This is a genomic window from Streptomyces avermitilis MA-4680 = NBRC 14893, from assembly GCF_000009765.2.
In the GTDB taxonomy this organism is placed as follows: domain Bacteria; phylum Actinomycetota; class Actinomycetes; order Streptomycetales; family Streptomycetaceae; genus Streptomyces; species Streptomyces avermitilis.
The window spans coordinates 4,181,746-4,199,158 of sequence record NC_003155.5 but is presented as its reverse complement, the minus strand read 5'-3'; the positions used below and the strand labels follow the sequence as shown (position 1 = coordinate 4,199,158).

General features: G+C 70.1%; 14 protein-coding genes. 11 read left to right on the top strand and 3 right to left on the bottom strand.

The window, feature by feature from the left end; all coding sequences use genetic code 11:
- Nucleotides 1–19: 19 nt before the first annotated feature.
- Genes SAVERM_RS17475 through SAVERM_RS17465 form a run of 3 tightly spaced genes read right to left on the bottom strand, consistent with a single transcriptional unit; the run spans nt 20 to nt 3,512 of the window.
- Nucleotides 20–1,204 carry an acyltransferase family protein gene (locus tag SAVERM_RS17475; RefSeq protein WP_078234419.1) on the bottom strand — a complete coding sequence of 395 codons (1,185 nt, stop codon included), beginning with the start codon at nt 1,202–1,204 and terminating at the stop codon, nt 20–22.
- Complete coding sequence (locus SAVERM_RS17470; RefSeq protein WP_010984808.1) at nt 1,201–2,535, bottom strand: polysialyltransferase family glycosyltransferase; 1,335 nt, start codon at nt 2,533–2,535, stop codon at nt 1,201–1,203. The genes SAVERM_RS17475 and SAVERM_RS17470 overlap by 4 nt, the downstream gene beginning before the upstream one ends.
- Nucleotides 2,532–3,512, bottom strand: a complete 981-nt coding sequence (locus tag SAVERM_RS17465; RefSeq protein ID WP_010984807.1) for a glycosyltransferase family 2 protein — start codon at nt 3,510–3,512, stop codon at nt 2,532–2,534. The genes SAVERM_RS17470 and SAVERM_RS17465 overlap by 4 nt, the downstream gene beginning before the upstream one ends.
- Nucleotides 3,513–3,710: 198 nt before the next feature.
- Here SAVERM_RS17465 and SAVERM_RS17460 point away from each other — a divergent pair, with 198 nt between their 5' ends.
- The 11 genes from SAVERM_RS17460 (at nt 3,711) to SAVERM_RS17410 (ending at nt 17,380) form a co-directional block, all read left to right on the top strand.
- Nucleotides 3,711–5,066: a DUF6716 putative glycosyltransferase gene (locus SAVERM_RS17460; RefSeq protein ID WP_010984806.1), complete on the top strand. Its 1,356-nt coding sequence runs from the start codon at nt 3,711–3,713 to the stop codon at nt 5,064–5,066.
- 32 nt (nt 5,067–5,098) lie between these two features.
- Nucleotides 5,099–6,397 carry an N-acylneuraminate cytidylyltransferase gene (locus SAVERM_RS17455; protein WP_010984805.1) on the top strand — a complete coding sequence of 433 codons (1,299 nt, stop codon included), beginning with the start codon at nt 5,099–5,101 and terminating at the stop codon, nt 6,395–6,397.
- Nucleotides 6,398–6,410: 13 nt separating this feature from the next.
- Entirely contained in the window at nt 6,411–7,346 is a 936-nt protein-coding gene (locus SAVERM_RS17450; RefSeq protein ID WP_010984804.1) for an N-acetylneuraminate synthase family protein, read from the top strand.
- A 26-nt stretch (nt 7,347–7,372) separates the two neighbouring features.
- Nucleotides 7,373–8,446, top strand: coding sequence for a hypothetical protein (locus SAVERM_RS17445; RefSeq protein WP_010984803.1), 1,074 nt, complete (start codon nt 7,373–7,375; stop codon nt 8,444–8,446).
- 372 nt (nt 8,447–8,818) lie between these two features.
- Nucleotides 8,819–10,072, top strand: a complete 1,254-nt coding sequence (locus SAVERM_RS17440) for an amidohydrolase (protein WP_010984802.1) — start codon at nt 8,819–8,821, stop codon at nt 10,070–10,072.
- A gap of 274 nt (nt 10,073–10,346) precedes the next feature.
- Nucleotides 10,347–11,378 (top strand): BMP family lipoprotein, encoded by a 1,032-nt coding sequence (locus SAVERM_RS17435; RefSeq protein WP_420822301.1) that lies wholly within the window; start codon nt 10,347–10,349, stop codon nt 11,376–11,378.
- A gap of 282 nt (nt 11,379–11,660) precedes the next feature.
- The gene (locus tag SAVERM_RS17430) at nt 11,661–12,716 is read left to right on the top strand and encodes a BMP family lipoprotein (protein WP_010984800.1); all 1,056 of its coding nucleotides are present in this window, start codon (nt 11,661–11,663) and stop codon (nt 12,714–12,716) included.
- Between the two features lie 200 nt (nt 12,717–12,916).
- Nucleotides 12,917–14,581, top strand: coding sequence for an ABC transporter ATP-binding protein (locus tag SAVERM_RS17425; protein WP_042493198.1), 1,665 nt, complete (start codon nt 12,917–12,919; stop codon nt 14,579–14,581).
- Nucleotides 14,578–15,708 carry an ABC transporter permease gene (locus SAVERM_RS17420; protein WP_010984798.1) on the top strand — a complete coding sequence of 377 codons (1,131 nt, stop codon included), beginning with the start codon at nt 14,578–14,580 and terminating at the stop codon, nt 15,706–15,708. The genes SAVERM_RS17425 and SAVERM_RS17420 overlap by 4 nt, the downstream gene beginning before the upstream one ends.
- On the top strand, nt 15,705–16,967 hold the full coding sequence (locus tag SAVERM_RS17415; RefSeq protein ID WP_037644934.1) for an ABC transporter permease: 1,263 nt from the start codon (nt 15,705–15,707) through the stop codon (nt 16,965–16,967). The genes SAVERM_RS17420 and SAVERM_RS17415 overlap by 4 nt, the downstream gene beginning before the upstream one ends.
- Complete coding sequence (locus tag SAVERM_RS17410; protein ID WP_010984796.1) at nt 16,964–17,380, top strand: cytidine deaminase; 417 nt, start codon at nt 16,964–16,966, stop codon at nt 17,378–17,380. The genes SAVERM_RS17415 and SAVERM_RS17410 overlap by 4 nt, the downstream gene beginning before the upstream one ends.
- The last annotated feature ends 33 nt before the right edge of the window (nt 17,381–17,413 follow it).

Below are 17,413 nucleotides of genomic sequence, written 5' to 3'. Positions count from 1 at the left end.
GTCCGTCCGCCGCCCGGTGCTACGGCCGCGGCCTCGACAGCGCCCCACGCAGCTTCGGGGCCAGCCGCTCCTCCACATACCGGTTCAGCAGCCAGGCCAGCAGCAGCATGGTCGCGACCGTCAACAGGAACGTCCCGTACGACGGAATCCCCAGGTCCCGGTGGTAGACCTTGATGGCGACCCACCCCAGGTGCTCGTGCACCAGGTAGAACGGGTACGTCAGGGCGCCCGCCACCGTCAGCCAGCGCCAGTTCACCCGATTCAGCCAGCCGAGCGCGATGGCCGCGACCGCCAGGTACCCCAGCGTGACGATCAGGACGATGCCGTACGCCGGCCGGTACGAGAAGAAGTCCGGGTTCGGCGCGTGCCACAGGCCGCGCACCGCGTAGTGCTGCCCGATCAGCCAGCTCACGCCCACGATGCCCCAGGCGTACGCGTCCCGCCGGTCGCGGTGGACCAGGTAGAGCCCGATGCCGCCGACGAAGAACGGCGCGTACTCCGGCATCAGCACGAGGTTCAGCAGCGGCTCGTCCGCCGCCTGCGCGATCGCCGCCGCCATCGTCCAGCTCGCGCAGAACAGGATCACCCGCTGCCGGGTCGCGCCCGGCAGCACGATGCACAGGGCGAACAGCGCGTAGAACCGGATCTCCGCCCACAGCGTCCAGCAGACCCCCAGCACCCGGTCCACGCCCAGGGGTTGCTGGAGCATCGTCAGGTTGACCAGCGCGTCGCTCGGCGACACCGCCTTGTAGGCGACCGTCGGCAGCGCGAACACCGCCGTCACGATGATCACCGCCGCCCAGTAGGAGGGCAGCAGGCGGGACGCGCGCGAGGCGAAGAACGAGCGCAGCGGCCGGCCCCAGCCGCTCATGCAGATCACGAAGCCGCTGATCACGAAGAAGATCTGCACACCCAGACAGCCGTACGCGAACCACGAGTGCAGGGTGGGGAACTGGTGCCGCGGGGAGCCGCCCCAGGCCGCGGTGACGTCGCCGTCCCGGCCGCCGTAGTGGTACGCGGCGACCATCAGCGCGGCGACGAGCCGCAGCCCGTCGAGCGCACGCAGCCGCGGCGCGTGCGCCTTGGGAACGATCCGCGGGGGGACACCCGCGGCGCCCTGCCCGGCCTCGGGCGCCGTCGCAGCGGGCTTCTCGAGCGGTGTGGGCACCGGCGTGTTCGGCTCTGTCTCCACGGGCGCGTTCATCCGAGCGTCGCCCGCTTCAGCGAACGGGCACGGCGCGCCACCCGGCGCACCGTGGCGTTGCGCGGGATGAAGGCCAGCTGGGCCGGTACGGCGCCCGGAAGCGCCAGCGAGGTGAGGCGACGCCGCTTGAAGTAGCGCCAGGTGTGCGGGGTCAGCTGCCGCGTCAGATAGCGCTCCGCCGCCGGGCGCAGGCCGGGGCAGATCTTCGGCTGCATCGCGTAGCCGACGGCTCGTACGAGGCTGGTGAGGTCCTCGACGTCCAGGCCCTGTCGCTGCTCGGTCACCGCCGCGCGGTCCGTCAGCAGGGGCAGCAGCGCGTCGACGATGGTGACGGGGACACGGTTGCTGTTCTCGTACGGCGTCAGCCGGTCGAGGAGGGACTCGGTGCCGATGCGGGCGACCGGCAGGCCGTACAGCGCGGACGCGGTGAGCAGCGCGGTGGAGAAGCAGCCGACGACCAGCGCGGGGCGCATCCGCTGGTAGAGGACCTCGGCGAGGACCGGGGTGTCGAGCACCGTCAGGTCGGCGCCCAGCTTCTCGGCCTCCTTCTCCAGCAGACGCGACCAGCGGGCCGGTGCGGTCGGGTGCGGCTTGAAGACCACCCGCGTGTGACCGAGCTCGATCGCGCCCTTCAGCATCCGCACATGGAGGTTCTCCTCCTCCTCGGCGGTCAGGATGCCTAGGGCGGAGAGGTACTGGCCGAGCAGGAGGGCGGGTTCGTCGATGGCCGGCAAGGTGTCGCCGGTGTCCACGAGTTCGCCGAGCACCTTCGAGAACGCGTCCGTCGGCACGATCTCGGGCTCGACGCCGAACTCGGTGAGCAGCAGGGGCTCGAGGCCCGGCACCAGGTCCAGGTGGAGCAGCCGGGTCACCCGCGTGCCGACCAGCGGGTCGATCTTGTTGCGGGTGGGGCCGTAGCTCATCAGGCCGTCCGCGTAGACGGTGACGGGCGCGCCGGTGAAGATCTGCGCGATGCCGAGCGCGGGGTTGACCTGGATCGACTCGACGGCCAGTGCCACGTCGTCGTCGCCGAGCCGCCAGGCGAGCCGCAGATGCCGCTCCCACAGCGGCACGTCATCGAGCCGCGGGGCCCAGCCGCCCGGATGGAAGGGGGAGATGGTCTCGTTCCACGAGATCACGTCGTCGAAGCGGCCGCGCAGGTGGTCGAAGCCGGGCATCTCGTCCAGGGCGGGCGTCGTCTCGGGCGTCGCCGCGTTGTTCGAGACGAGCAGGATACGGCGGTCGGCGGGGGCGAAGCACTCGGTGTCCAGCGCCGCGGCGAGCGTCGCCGCGCCGTACAGCGTCGACGCGAGGAAGATCTGGGTGGTCACGCGGGCACCCCCGCGGCGGTCGCGGGACGGCGGCGCAGCCGGCGCAGGCGTGAGGCGCGCTGGATGTCCATCGAGTCCAGTGCCTCTTCGAGCACGTCCTGCGGCATACGGCGCAGTGCGACGGCGCTCATCGACTTCAGTTTCCGTGCCACCGGTGGCTCGAACCTTTCGATGGATCCCAGATGGTGGGAAATGATTGCGCAATATGTGCGAACTGCCTTGGGGAGCAATTTATCCGCGTCACGGTCCTTCGCGGTTTCGGCCACCACCTGGTCGAACGCGCGAATGAAATCCAGCTGCCGTACGTCGCCGATCTGGGTCAGCGAGGAGGCGACACCGCGCCGGTAGAAGACGCCCAGCAGTCCCACCGTGGCGAAGGATTCGGCCTCCCGGTGCAGCTTCCAGATCCACGGCCGGTCCTCGGCGGTGCGCAGCCCGTCGGTGAAGTGGAGCAGCCCGCGGTCGACGAGCCGGCGGTGGTAGATGCCCGCCCAGGCGTACGCGTAGTCGACGGAGGTGGACCGGTCGGCGGGCAGGATCGCGTCGCGCGGGTTCATCACCACACCGCGCCGGCCGTGCGGCACCCGGTTGACGGTGCGGGCCCGCGCGGTGCACTGGACATGATCAGTACGAACGAAGTCGCACCCCAACTCCTCGATGGCGGACAGGAGTTGGGGGAAATAGCCGGGAGCGAGCCAGTCGTCCCCGTCGAGGAACGTCAGGTACTCGCCGCGCGCGGTGTCTATCCCGGTGTTGCGTGCGGTCGCGAGCCCTCCGTTCTTCTCGTGTCTGACATGCACCGCGCCCGGGAGCTCGCGCTCCGCACGCGCGAGGATGTCCGGGGTTTCGTCGCGCGAGCAGTCGTCGACGAGAATGAATTCGAAGTCGTCGCCCGCGTTCGCACGCAGGCTCTTCAGGGTGTCGGGCGCGTATTGCTGCACGTTGTAGAACGGCACGATGACGGAGAGCTTGACCACCCGAGTGACGTTAGGCGGCGGCCCGGCATTCGTCTTGACCGGTGGTGAGATGTCAGGTGAACGACGCGTGGCGAAGCCGTGAACCGAGCCGATTTCCGCGCGCGACACGCCCCGAATCCCCAATCGGCGATGTGCTGTTAACCCGTTGTTGCATTCCGGTTGGGCCGCGGATCGGAATCACTTCCTAGCGTTTTCGACGTGCCAGCAAGTACTACGAAGTCCCTGCGGGTCGCCGTCCTGGCCGATTCCGATACCCGGTGGAAATGGGGCGCGCTCACCGCGAACCGCGTATCACCGAATGAATCGGACATTCGGCTCGACGGCTTCCTGCTGCGGGGCCGTGCCACCCCCACCCCCCGCCAGCTCGAAGAGGTCGGCGTCCGCGCGGACTCCCTGCGCGAGGTCACCGCCGTCGAGTTCCTGCGCCATATGAAGGGGGAGACGTACGACATCGTCGTGCTCGCCCTCGTCGGCGGCGCCGTCCAGGCGGTGCTGCACGGACTCGGGCACGCCCGGCAGGGACACGAGAAGCGGCCCGTGGTCGTCACCGGCTATGTCGGCGTCGTCTACGAGAAGCTCGCCGACGGCCTCCTGCTGCGCCACGGCGCGGACCTCGTCCTCGCCAACTCCCGTCAGGACGCGGAGCGTTTCAGGGCCGTGTTCGAGGGAGTGGGCGCCGACGCCTCGGCGGTGACCGAGGTGGCGCTGCCCTTCCTCGGCGGGCGGCCCTACGCCGGGAACGACCCGTCCGCACAGCGGGGGAGCAGGCCCTACACGGTGGTCTTCGCCGCGCAGCCCTCCGTACCGGAGAGGCGGGGGGACCGTACGTACCTGCTGAACCGGCTGGTCCAGCACGCCCGCCTGCACCCGGACCGCGAGGTGCTGCTCAAGCTGCGCTCCAAGCCGGGCGAGCACACCACGCACATCGAGGAGCTGCCCTACCAGAAGCTGGCGCAGCGGCTTCCCGACGGTCTCCCGGCCAACTTCCGTCTGGTGTACGGAAACATGGGCGAGGTCCTCGACCGCTCCGACCTGCTCGTCACGGTCAGCTCCACGGCGGCCCTGGAGTCCCTGCACCGCGGCATCCCCACCGTCGTCCTGACGGACCTCGGGGTGCGCGAGGCGCTCGGCAACCACCACTTCGTGGGCTCCGGCTGCCTGGCCTCCTGGGACCAGCTCGACGCCGGCCACCGACCGCTGCCCGACCCCACGTGGGTGGCCCGGCAGGGCGTCGCCGCTGGGGGCACCCCCTCTGGGGGAGGGTCGTACGAGACGGCCTTCGACGCGGCACGCGAACGGATCGCCGGGCTGCTGGCCGCCGGCGAACTCCCCCCGCTGGCGCCCTACTACACACCCGTCACCGCGCCCGGCTACCTCCCCGGCATCCTCGCCCGCCACCACCTCGCCCCGGACGGCAGCCCGCTGCCCGGAGCGCCCGCCGCCGACAAGGAGCCCAGCCCCGTACGGCAGATGGTGCGCCGGGCGGCCCGCGGCGCCTACCGCCACGGAGTGCAGCGCGTGGCGCCCGTCATCCGGCGGATGGGGGAGCTGTGAGCACACCTATCCCTTCCCAAGGAGTACAGCGAATGTCCCACTCGGAAGCGGGCCAAGCGGCTTCGGTGCGCCGTGTGCTCGCGGTGATCCCCGCGCGCGGCGGCTCCAAGGGCGTGCCCGCGAAGAACCTGCTGCCGGTCGGCGGCGTACCGCTGGTGGCCCGCGCCGTCCGCGAGTGCCGGGCGACCCGGCTCGTCACGGACGTCGTCGTCTCCACGGACGACCACGCCATCGCCGCCGCGGCCCGCGAGGCCGGCGCCGAGGTCGTGCTGCGGCCCGCCGCCATCGCCGGCGACACCGCCACCTCCGAGGCCGCCGTCCTGCACGCCATGGACACCCATGAGGCCCTGCACGGCGCGGCGGTCGACGTGGTCCTGCTGGTGCAGTGCACCAGCCCCTTCATCGTCCGCGAGGACGTGGACGGAGTCGTCCACGCCATCGTCGGCAAGGGCGCGGACACGGCGCTGACCGTGGCCCCCTTCCACGGCTTCGTGTGGCGCGACGCCGACGACGCCCCCGGGGCGCTCGGCGCCGAGCGCGCCGCCGTCGAGGGCGGCACGGACACCCTGGTCACCGGCACCGCCACCAGCGGCGGCTACGGCATCAACCATGACAAGTCCTTCCGCCCGCGCCGTCAGGACCGCCCCCAGGACCTCCTGGAGACGGGCGCCGTCTACGGCATGGACGCGACGGGCTTCCGCGAGGCCAGGCACCGCTTCTTCGGCCGCACCGAGCTGGTCCGCACCGACCCGGCCCGGGTCCTGGAGATCGACGACCCCCACGACCTCGCCCGCGCCCGGGCCCTCGCGCCGCTCTTCGACGCGAACCGGCCCGGCGCCCTCCCGACCGCCGAAGACATCGACGCGGTCGTCCTCGACTTCGACGGCACCCAGACCGACGACAGGGTGCTGATCGACTCCGACGGACGGGAGTTCGTCTCCGTGCACCGCGGGGACGGCCTCGGTATCGCGGCCCTCCGCAAGAGCGGCCTGACGATGCTCATCCTGTCCACGGAACAGAACCCGGTCGTCGCCGCCCGGGCCCGGAAGCTCAAGATTCCGGTCCTGCACGGCATCGACCGGAAAGACCTCGCACTGAAGCAGTGGTGCGAGGAGCAGGGCATCGCGCCCGAGCGCGTGCTCTACGTCGGCAACGACGTCAACGACCTCCCGTGCTTCGCCCTCGTGGGCTGGCCGGTGGCGGTCGCGAGCGCCCACGACGTCGTGCGCGGCGCCGCACGCGCGGTCACCACCGTCCCCGGCGGCGACGGCGCGATCCGAGAGATCGCCAGCTGGATCCTCGGCCCCTCTCTCGACTCCCTCGACAAGTAAGGAACGTTTCACCATGAGCAACTCCCGTCTGCGCAGCTTCGGTTCCAAGACCGCCGGCCCGGGCCACCCCGTCTACGTCGTCGGCGAGATCGGCATCAACCACAACGGTGAGCTCGAGAACGCCTTCAAGCTGATCGACGCCGCCGCCGAGGCCGGCTGCGACGCCGTCAAGTTCCAGAAGCGCACCCCGGAGATCTGCACCCCGCGCGACCAGTGGGACATCGAGCGCGACACCCCCTGGGGCCGCATGACCTACATCGACTACCGCCACCGCGTGGAGTTCGGTGAGGACGAGTACCGCCAGATCGACGAGTACGCCAAGAGCAAGAACATCGACTGGTTCGCCTCCCCGTGGGACACCGAGGCCGTCGCCTTCCTGGAGAAGTTCGACATCCCCGCCCACAAGGTGGCCTCCGCGTCCCTGACCGACGACGAGCTGCTCCGCGCCCTGCGCGGTACGGGCCGCACGGTCATCCTCTCCACGGGCATGTCGACCCCGAAGCAGATCCGTCACGCGGTAGAGGTCCTCGGCTCGGACAACATCCTGCTCTGCCACGCCACCTCGACGTACCCGGCGAAGGCCGAGGAGCTCAACCTCCGCGTCATCAACACCCTCCAGGCCGAGTACCCGAACGTCCCGATCGGCTACTCCGGCCACGAGACGGGCCTGCAGACCACGCTCGCCGCGGTCGCCCTCGGCGCCACGTTCGTCGAGCGCCACATCACCCTCGACCGCGCCATGTGGGGCTCCGACCAGGCCGCCTCCGTCGAGCCGCAGGGCCTCACGCGCCTGGTCCGTGACATCCGCACCATCGAGGCCTCCCTCGGCGACGGCGTCAAGAAGGTCTACGAGTCCGAGCTCGGCCCCATGAAGAAGCTGCGCCGGGTCCCGGGCGTCGTCGCCGAGGCGGAGATCGCGGCGGCGGCGGGCGAGCCGGTAGCGGTTTGAGCCACTTACGGGACGGTCGTACGCCGATGAGCCCCCGCGCCGGATCCGCCGGCCCCCACACTCTCGCCTTCGTCGAGAGTCCGGTACAGCTGTTGAACGTCCTCGAATGGGCGTACACGAACGCGCTGCACGACCCCGGCGCGGGGCTCACGCTCGTCGTCCTCTCTCCCACGGACCCGATGACCCGCGGCCAGCTGCGCCGTATGGCCGAACTGGCCCGCGACGAGGGGTACGAGGTCCGCTGGGAGGAGGCGCGGGGCGGTCCGACGGCGCCGTTCCACACGATCGGCGGTCTGGCGGGCGTGCTGCGCCGGGCGGACCGGATCGTCATGGGAGACCCCTTCTCCCGCTACGTACAACTGCTGCTGACGATCACCCGCGCCCGTGAACTGGTCGTCGTGGACGACGGCACGGCGACGATGGAGTTCGTCGCCCAGCTCGCCCGCGGCGAACGTCTGGTGCGCTGGCACCGCAAGGGCGGCCGACCGGGCCCGCGCGACCTGCTCTTCGCCCCGGTGTCGTCGTCGGCGCGCCGCCGGCTGACGCCGAGCGCGCACCGCACCGTCGAGGTGTTCTCGTCGATGCCGATCGACTCGGCGCCCGAGGGCGTCAAGGTCACGCGGAACGACTTCTCCTGGACCCGCGTCCGCTTCGGCCCGCCGCGCCTGACCAAGGGCGCCGACCTGGTGGGCACGTCCCTGGTGGAGACGGGCGTGGTGGACGGCGACCGCTATCTGGAGGCGGTACGGGCCCTGGCCAAGGCGCACGGCGCGACGCGCTACTTCGCCCACCGCCGCGAGAGCACGGACAAACTCCGCCGACTGGCCGCGGAGACAGGCCTGGAGATCGTCCGCCCCGACCTTCCCCTGGAGCTGATCGCCCGCCGTGGCCCGATCGGCCGTACGATCCTGAGCTTCCCCTCGACGGTGGTCCACACGCTGCCGCTGGCGCTGGCCGGCACGGAGGTCCGCGTCGCGGTCTGCGACATCGACCCGACATGGCTGACGGAGAACGCGTCACCGCGGGCACAGGGGTTCCTGTCGGGGGTGACGGGGACGGCGCGGGACGTGCACCGGCTGTCGGCGGTGCGCATGGCGTAGGGGTGGGTGCCCCTTTCCGGGCGGCCGTCCGTCCGACGCGCGTGCGTGCGTCGGGAAACCCGCCACCGCCATTTGTGGGACCGTAGAGCGCGGGGAATGGGCTCAGGCACTCCGAGCGTTTCCCCGACGGACGCGCTCGGGCACCCCGGGCCTTCCCATGGGTTCCGCCGGCAGCCCCGGCGGCGTGGATCACGAGCCCGGCCACCACACCGGACCACGATCCGTCGTCCGGAAAGGCGGGCGAGCTTACCCATCCCGACCGATATGTATGCGTCGGGCGGCCAGTTTTCTTCCCCTAACGGGCTGAAGTTTTGTTGATCGTGGGTCGCGTGGCCGCACCGTCGCCCTACCCTTCAAAGGGTGAACCAACTGATGTCCCGAGAGTCCGAGGCCGATTTCCCCGGGGACGCAGAGCTCCCCGGCGCGCTGCCCGAGGCACTGCGCGCCGAACTCGTGGCGTTCCGCCGCGACGTGCACATGCACCCGGAGCTCGGCAACCAGGAGTTCCGCACCACCGCGGCCCTCAAGGCACGCCTGGAGAAGGCCGACCTCCACCCCCGCGTGCTCGACACCGGGACCGGGCTCATCTGTGACATCGGGAACACCGCCGAGACCGGCGACGGGGCGCAGGCCGCCGACGCCGGCCCGAGGCCCATGCTCGCCCTGCGCGCCGACATCGACGCCCTCCCCATCCCGGACGCCAAGGTCGACTGCGCGTACCGCTCCACGGTGCCGGACCGCGCCCACGCCTGCGGCCACGACGTCCACACCACCGTGGTCCTCGGCGCCGGGCTCGTCCTCGCCGAGCTGCACAGCCAGGGGCGTCTCCCGTACCCCGTGCGGCTGATCTTCCAGCCCGCCGAGGAGGTCCTGCCCGGAGGCGCGGTCGACGCCATCGCGTCGGGTGCGCTGGAGGGTGTGGGGCGGATCATCGGCGTGCACTGCGACCCCCGGGTCGACGCCGGGCGCATCGGGCTGCGGCACGGCCCCATCACCTCCGCCTGCGACCGGCTCGAAGTGGCGCTCAACGGCCCCGGCGGCCACACCGCGCGCCCCCACCTCACCACCGACCTCGTCACCGCCGCCGCCCGCGTCGCCACCGATGTGCCGGCCCTGGTCGCCCGGCGCGTCGACGCGCGCAGCGGACTCGCGCTGACCTGGGGACGTATCGAGTCCGGCCACGCCTGCAACGTCATCCCGCAGCGCGCGGAGCTGTCCGGGACCGTGCGCTGCCTGGACCTCAACGCCTGGCGGGCGGCACCCGACCTCGTGCACGCGGCCATCGACGAGATCGCCGGTCTCTACCGCGCCAAGACCGAGATCAACTACGTCCGCGGGGTGCCCCCGGTCGTCAACGACCCGGCCGTCTCCGACCTGCTGCACGACGCCATGACCGCCCGCCGCGGCCCGGACTCCGTCGAGGACACCGAGCAGAGCCTCGGCGGCGAGGACTTCTCCTGGTATCTGGAGCACGTGCCCGGCGCCATGGCCCGCCTGGGCGTCCGCAAGCCGGGCGAGCGCGTCGTCCGTGATCTCCACCAGGGCGACTTCGACGTGGACGAGCACGCCATCACGGTCGGCGTCGAGCTCTTCACCGCGGCCGCCCTCCTGGACGCCGCACGGTAAGGCGGAGAGGCTGAGGGGTGCCCCCTTCGGTACCCCTTCGTCCGCTTGCGTCACCCCGCCGTAACCACCGGCGCGCAAACGTAACCCGGTGTCGGCACGAATCGATAACGGCCACGAGAAACCCCGTTCCTCTCCCCTTCTACGCGCGTTACTGTGCGCCGAAATCGCTGCGGTCGCGGCGCATTTGGGGATGCGGACCGGTGACGGGCCGTGGGGACGAAGGGTGCTAGCTGTGCGTCTGATATCTCGGAGGACGAGATTCTCCCGAGCCGCGGTGACCGTCGCGGTCGTCGCCCTCGCGGCAGCCGGTTGCGGTAAGTCCAGCAACGAGGCCGACAGCGGTTCGGACAAGAGCTCGTCCGGCTACACCGGCAAGGGCATCGGTCTCGCGTACGACATCGGCGGCAAAGGCGACCAGTCCTTCAACGACGCCGCGTACGCCGGATTCGAGAAGGCCGAGAAGGAGTTCAAGATCGGCGGCCGGGACATCGAGCCGCAGGACGGCGAGTCGAACGCCGACAAGGTCCAGCGTCTGGAGCAGCTCGCCAAGGCCGGCTACAACCCGGTCATCGGTGTCGGCTTCGCCTACGCCCCCGCCGTCAAGGAAGCCGCCGCGAAGTACCCGAAGACCACCTTCGGCATCATCGACGACGAGCAGGTCAAGGCGGACAACGTCGCGGACCTCGTCTTCCACGAGGAGGAGGCCTCCTACCTCGCCGGCGTCACCGCCGCCAAGACCACCAAGTCGAACGTCGTCGGCTTCATCGGCGGCGTGGACGTCCCGCTGATCCACAAGTTCGAGGCGGGCTTCGCGCAGGGCGTCAAGGACACCAAGAAGGGTGTCACGGTCAAGTCGCAGTACCTGACCGAGACCGCCGCCGAGGGCGGGTTCTCCAGCCCGGACAAGGGCGAGGCCGCGGCCGAGGGCCAGATCGGCGCCAAGGCCGACGTCGTCTACGCCGCCGCGGGCCTGTCCGGTCAGGGCGTCATCCAGGCCGCCGCCGAGCACAAGGTGTGGGCGATCGGTGTCGACTCCGACCAGTACAAGCAGGACGCGCTGGCCAAGTACAAGAACTCCATCCTCACCTCGGCGATGAAGGACGTGGCCGGCGCGGTGTACAACCTGTCCAAGTCGGTGCACGACGGCAAGCCGCTGACCGGTGTGGTCCGCGCCAACCTCAACACCGGCGGTGTCGGCTTGGCCGACTCCAACCCGACCTTCAAGGACATCACCGACCTGCACGCCGCGCTCAACAAGGCCAAGGCGGACATCATGGACGGACCTGCCAGCATGCACACTAGGTGACTGCCCGTTATTATACAGCACCAGCGACGTGCGAAAACCCTCGCACTTACCCAACTTAGTGCCCTTCCATGCGACTTCTTCCCGACCCCGCCCATGCGGCCGTTCCGCCCCGTCCCCGTTGCCTCCCGCAAGCGGCGCGCAGCGTTCCGTAATCTGTGGGGCATCTGTGGCCACAGCTCGGTAACGGACCGGACAGAAGGGGTTTTCCGTCTCGTCTACGCGCGTTACGCTGCGGCGGAACCAGCGCCTGGTTTGGGCGCTTGCACAAAGGAGTCACGTTCCATGCGCCGGGTGTCCCGAATCGCGGTTGCGGGCGTTGCGACCGCTACCCTCGCCGTCTCTGTTGCCGCCTGCGGCAACTCGTCCAGCGAGTCCTCGTCCAGCAGCAGCAGCGGCGGCACGGCCAAGGGCGTTGCCCTCGCCTACGACGTCGGCGGCAAGGGCGACCAGTCCTTCAATGACGCTGCCACCACCGGTATGGAGAAGGCCGGCAAGGAGTTCAAGACCGCCACCACGGCCGTCGAGCCGCAGGACGGCGAGTCCGACGCCGACAAGGTGCAGCGTCTGGAGCAGCTCGCCAAGTCCGGCTACAACCCGGTGATCGGTGTCGGCTTCGCCTACGCCCCCGCCGTCAAGGAAGCCGCCGCGAAGTACCCGAAGACCACCTTCGGCATCATCGACGACGAGCAGGTCAAGGCGGACAACGTCGCGGACCTCGTCTTCCACGAGGAGGAGGCCTCCTACCTCGCCGGCGTCACCGCCGCCAAGACCACCAAGTCGAACGTCGTCGGCTTCATCGGCGGCGTGGACGTCCCGCTGATCCACAAGTTCGAGGCGGGCTTCGCGCAGGGCGTCAAGGACACCAAGAAGGGTGTCACGGTCAAGTCGCAGTACCTGACCGAGACCGCCGCCGAGGGCGGGTTCTCCAGCCCGGACAAGGGCGAGGCCGCGGCCGAGGGCCAGATCGGCGCCAAGGCCGACGTCGTCTACGCCGCCGCGGGCCTGTCCGGCCAGGGCGTCATCAAGGCCGCCGCCGCGCACAAGGTGTCGGCGATCGGTGTCGACTCCGACCAGTACAAGCAGGACGCGCTGGCGAAGTACAAGAACTCCATCCTCACCTCGGCGATGAAGGACGTGGCCGGCGCGGTGTACAACCTCGCCAAGTCGGTGCACGACGGCAAGCCGGAGACCGGTGTGGTCCGCGCCAGCCTCAGCACCGGCGGTGTCGGCCTGGCCGACTCCAACCCGACCTTCAAGAACAACGCCGCCCTGCAGGCCGCGCTCAAGAAGGCCGAGGCGGGCATCAAGGACGGTTCGATCAAGGTCAAGACCAACTGACCTCAGTCGCGGGCCTTGGCCTGAGAGGCGCTGTAATGGCAGCGTTACGGCCACGGAACGGGGTGCGGCGAGGATGTCCTCTTCGCGCCCCGTTCGCGCGGCACAATGCTCGGAACGATCGGAACCGATCAGGTCCGAGCACTATTTAAGGCAGGGGCGCTACGCGCGTAGATCGGCCCCTTTTCCAAGGAGAGTGCGCCATCGACGCGTCCAGCAGCCCTCCGCTCACCGCGCAGTCGACCGCGGTCGAGCTGGCGGGGATCACCAAGCGTTTCCCCGGTGTGGTGGCCAACCACGACATCCACCTGACTGTCCGGAAGGGCACGGTCCACGCCCTCGTCGGTGAGAACGGCGCCGGGAAGTCGACACTGATGAAGATCCTCTACGGCATGCAGAAGCCGGACGAGGGCACGATCGCCGTCGACGGTGAGCAGGTCGCCTTCCACAGCCCCGCCGACGCCATCGCCCGCGGCATCGGCATGGTGCACCAGCACTTCATGCTCGCCGACAACCTCACGGTCCTGGAGAACGTCGTCCTGGGCAGCGAGAAGCTGTACGGCATCGGCGGCGGCGCCCGTAAGAAGATCCGCGAGATCTCCGACCGCTACGGGCTGAACGTGCGCCCCGACGTCCTCGTCGAGGACCTCGGTGTCGCCGACCGCCAGCGCGTGGAGATCCTCAAGGTCCTCTTCCGCGGCGCCCGCATCCTGATCCTGGACGAGCCCACCGCCGTACTCGTGCCGCAGGAGGTCGACGCACTCTTCGACAACCTGCGCGAGCTCAAGTCCGAGGGCCTCGCCGTCATCTTCATCTCGCACAAGCTGGGCGAGGTGCTGTCGGTCGCCGACGACATCACCGTCATCCGCCGCGGCACGACGGTCGGCACCGCCGTTCCGTCCGAGACCACCCCCCGCCAGCTCGCCGAGCTGATGGTGGGCAGCGAGCTGCCGACGCCGGAGACCGCCGAGTCCACCGTCACGGACAAGCCCGTCATCCAGGTCAAGGGCCTCACGGTCTTCGCCGGCGGTGCCGCCTCCCTCGGCGAGTTCGACGAACCGTCGGCCACCGGTCTGCTCACGGAGGACACGGCCGAGACCGCCGGCGGGGTGCGGCGCGTCCTCGACGACGTCACCTTCACCATCCACGCGGGCGAGGTCATGGGCATCGCCGGTGTCGAGGGCAACGGCCAGACCGAGCTCATCGACGCGCTGATCGGCCTCAAGCACGCCGACTCCGGCTCGATCGGCTTCCTGGGCGAGGACATCACGTCGTGGCCCACCCGCAAGCGCCGCGAGCAGGGCGTCGGTTACATCCCCGAGGACCGCCACCGCCACGGCCTGCTCCTGGAGTCCCCGCTCTGGGAGAACCGCATCCTCGGCCACGTCACCGAGCGGCCCAACGCGAAGGGCTTCTGGCTCGACATCAAGGGCGCCCAGGACGACACGCGCCGGATCGTCGAGGAGTACGACGTCCGTACCCCGGGCATCGACGTCACCGCCGCCTCCCTGTCCGGCGGCAACCAGCAGAAGCTGATCGTCGGCCGCGAGATGAGCCACAACCCGCGCTTCCTGATCGCCGCCCACCCCACCCGCGGTGTGGACGTCGGCGCGCAGGCCGCGATCTGGGACCAGATCCGCGAGGCCCGCCGCGAGGGCCTGGCCGTCCTGCTCATCTCGGCCGACCTGGACGAGCTGATCGGCCTCTCGGACACCCTCAGGGTGATCTACAACGGCAGGCTGGTCGCCGACGCCGATCCCGCCACCATCACGCCCGAAGAGCTGGGCTCGGCCATGACCGGCGCCGCCTCCGGCCACCTTGAGCACGCCGAGTCCGCAGCGGACTTGGGGGAGGACGAGACCCGATGAAGAAGTTCGACAAGGAGCGCGTGCTCCTTGCGGTGGCCGGCCCGGCCATCGCGCTCGTCGCGGCGATCGCCCTGACATCGATCGTGCTGCTCGCCTCGGGCCGCAGCCCGTTCGAGCCGTACTCCCTGATGCTCGAGCAGGCGACGTTCTCCGACGTCCAGGTGCTGATCATCAACCAGGCGTCGATGTACTACATCGCCGCGCTCGCGGTGGCCCTCGGCTTCCGCATGAACCTGTTCAACATCGGCGTCGACGGCCAGTACCGCCTCGGCGCGGTGATGACGGCGGTGGTCGGCGCGCACATCGCGCTGCCGTCCTTCCTCCAGATCCCGCTCCTCATGCTGGTCGCCATGCTCACCGGCGCCTTCTGGGCCGGCATCGCCGGTGTCCTCAAGGTCACCCGGGGAGTGAGCGAGGTCGTCGCGACGATCATGCTCAACGCGATCGCCACCAGCCTCATCGGCTACCTCATGCTCAGCGACAACTTCGGTGTGCAGGTCGGCAACAACAACACCACCGGCATCATGAAGGAGTCCGGCTGGATCCCCGGCATCAACCTCGGCGCGGACGTCGGCGAGATCTACGGCCTGGTCTTCCTCGCGGTCGTCCTGGGCATCCTGTACTGGATCGTGCTCAACCGCACCCGCTTCGGCTTCGACCTGCGCGCCAGCGGCGCCTCCGAGTCCGCCGCCGCGGCCTCCGGCGTCGACGCCAAGCGCATGGTGCTCATCGCGATGCTGATCTCCGGCGCCGTCTCGGGCCTGGCCGGTCTGCCGCTGCTGCTCGGCGACGTCCACACCTACAGCCTGAGCTTCCCGGCCGGCCTCGGCTTCACCGCCATCGGCATCGCGCTGCTCGGCCGCAACCACCCGGGCGGCATCGCCCTCGCCGCCCTCCTGTGGGCCTTCCTCGACAAGGCGTCCCCGGCCCTCGACTACGCCACCCCGGTGGCGTACGAGAAGGAGATCGCCACGATCATGCAGGGCCTGATCGTGTTCGCGGTCGTCATCTCGTACGAGGCCGTACGCGTCTGGGGCCTGCGCCGCCAGCAGAAGCGCGTCGGCGCCGAGCTGGCCGCGGCCGCCGCCCACAACAACTCCGAGAAGAAGGAGGTGGCTGCCCGATGAGCACCGTGACCGTCGCCAAGCCGCAGGCGAAGAAGCCCGGCAAGGGCAGCCGCCGCATGTCCCTCCCGGTACTCCTGCTCGTCATCGCGGGTGTGCTGGTCCTGACCTCGGTCGTCCGCCTGATCACCGGCGCGGACGGCATCACCTCGACCGGACAGATGTCCACGGCGCTGCGCCTCGCGGTGCCGATCGGCCTCGCGGGCCTCGGCGGTCTGTGGGCCGAGCGCGCGGGCGTCGTCAACATCGGCCTCGAGGGCATGATGATCCTCGGCACCTGGTTCGGCGCCTGGGCCGGTTACCAGTGGGGTCCGTGGACCGGTGTCGCCTTCGGCATCATCGGCGGCATGCTCGGCGGCGTCCTGCACGCCATCGCCACGGTGACGTTCAACGTCAACCACATCGTGTCGGGTGTGGCGATCAACATCCTGGCGCTCGGCACCACCCGCTACCTCTCCAAGTTCACCTTCGAGAACGAGCCGGGGGGCTCCTCCAAGCAGTCCCCGGGGATCGACTCGCTGGGCACCTTCGACATCCCAGGCCTGTCCAGCGGCCTGAACACACTCAACGAGAAGCACTGGTTCCTGGTCTCGGACATCGCGGGCCTGATCGGCGGTCTGGTCACCGACCTGTCGCCGCTCACCGTGGTCGCGGTCGCGCTCGTCCCGGCCACCTGGTGGGTGCTGTGGCGTACGGCCTTCGGCCTGCGCCTGCGCTCCTGCGGTGAGAACCCGGTGGCCGCCGAATCCCTCGGCGTCAACGTCTACAAGTACAAGTACCTGGCCGTGATCATCTCCGGCGGCTTCGCCGGCCTCGGCGGTGCCTTCCTGTCGATCGTCGCCTCCAACGTCTACCTGGACGGCCAGACCGCGGGCCGCGGCTACATCGGCCTCGCCGCGATGATCTTCGGCAACTGGATGCCGGGCGGACTCGCGCTCGGCGCCGGCCTGTTCGGCTACACCGACAGCCTCAACCTGCGCGGCGGCACCACCAACGTCCACGCGCTGATCCTGCTGCTGGCGATCCTGCTGGTCTTCGGGGCGGCGTATCTGCTGTGGAAGAAGCGGTACACCCCGGCCGTGGTCACCGCCGTGGTGTCGGCGCTGATGTTCCTCTGGTACACCTCCACCAACGAGGTGCCCAAGCAGGTCGTCAGCGCGACGCCGTACATCGTGACGCTGCTGGTCCTGTCGCTGTCCGCGCAGAGTCTGCGGATGCCGAAGGCGGACGGCATGCCGTACCGCCGGGGACAGGGCAAGTGACGTCCGGCGCCGGCGCCGGGTCCGCGGCCGTCGACTGGGAGGCCCTGCGGGCCGTGGCACGGGACGCCATGTCCCGGGCGTACGCGCCGTATTCGGGCTACCCGGTCGGGGTCGCGGCCCTGGTCGACGACGGCCGCACGGTCTCCGGCTGCAATGTCGAGAACGCCTCGTACGGGCTCGGCCTGTGCGCCGAGTGCGGGCTGGTCTCACAGCTCCAGAACACCGGGGGCGGCCGGCTGACGCACTTCACCTGTGTCGACGGCCGCGGCGAGATCCTCGTCCCGTGCGGTCGCTGCCGCCAGCTGCTGTACGAGTTCGGCGGCGCCGAGCTGCTGCTGGAGACGCCGGCCGGGATCGTGCCGCTCTCCGAGATGCTGCCGCAGGCCTTCGGGCCGGGCCATCTCACCCAGTAACGCCTGTGCGGCCCCTTCGAACGGCTCGGAGGG

Bases quoted from the DNA above. Each gene is read 5' to 3' on its own strand.
- SAVERM_RS17475 (WP_078234419.1), bottom strand. From the start codon at position 1,204: ATGAACGCGCCCGTGGAGACAGAGCCGAACACGCCGGTGCCCACACCG.
- SAVERM_RS17440 (WP_010984802.1), top strand. From the start codon at position 8,819: ATGTCCCGAGAGTCCGAGGCCGATTTCCCCGGGGACGCAGAGCTCCCC.
- SAVERM_RS17420 (WP_010984798.1), top strand. From the start codon at position 14,578: ATGAAGAAGTTCGACAAGGAGCGCGTGCTCCTTGCGGTGGCCGGCCCG.
- SAVERM_RS17415 (WP_037644934.1), top strand. From the start codon at position 15,705: ATGAGCACCGTGACCGTCGCCAAGCCGCAGGCGAAGAAGCCCGGCAAG.
- SAVERM_RS17430 (WP_010984800.1), top strand. From the start codon at position 11,661: ATGCGCCGGGTGTCCCGAATCGCGGTTGCGGGCGTTGCGACCGCTACC.
- SAVERM_RS17455 (WP_010984805.1), top strand. From the start codon at position 5,099: ATGTCCCACTCGGAAGCGGGCCAAGCGGCTTCGGTGCGCCGTGTGCTC.
- SAVERM_RS17445 (WP_010984803.1), top strand. From the start codon at position 7,373: ATGAGCCCCCGCGCCGGATCCGCCGGCCCCCACACTCTCGCCTTCGTC.
- SAVERM_RS17450 (WP_010984804.1), top strand. From the start codon at position 6,411: ATGAGCAACTCCCGTCTGCGCAGCTTCGGTTCCAAGACCGCCGGCCCG.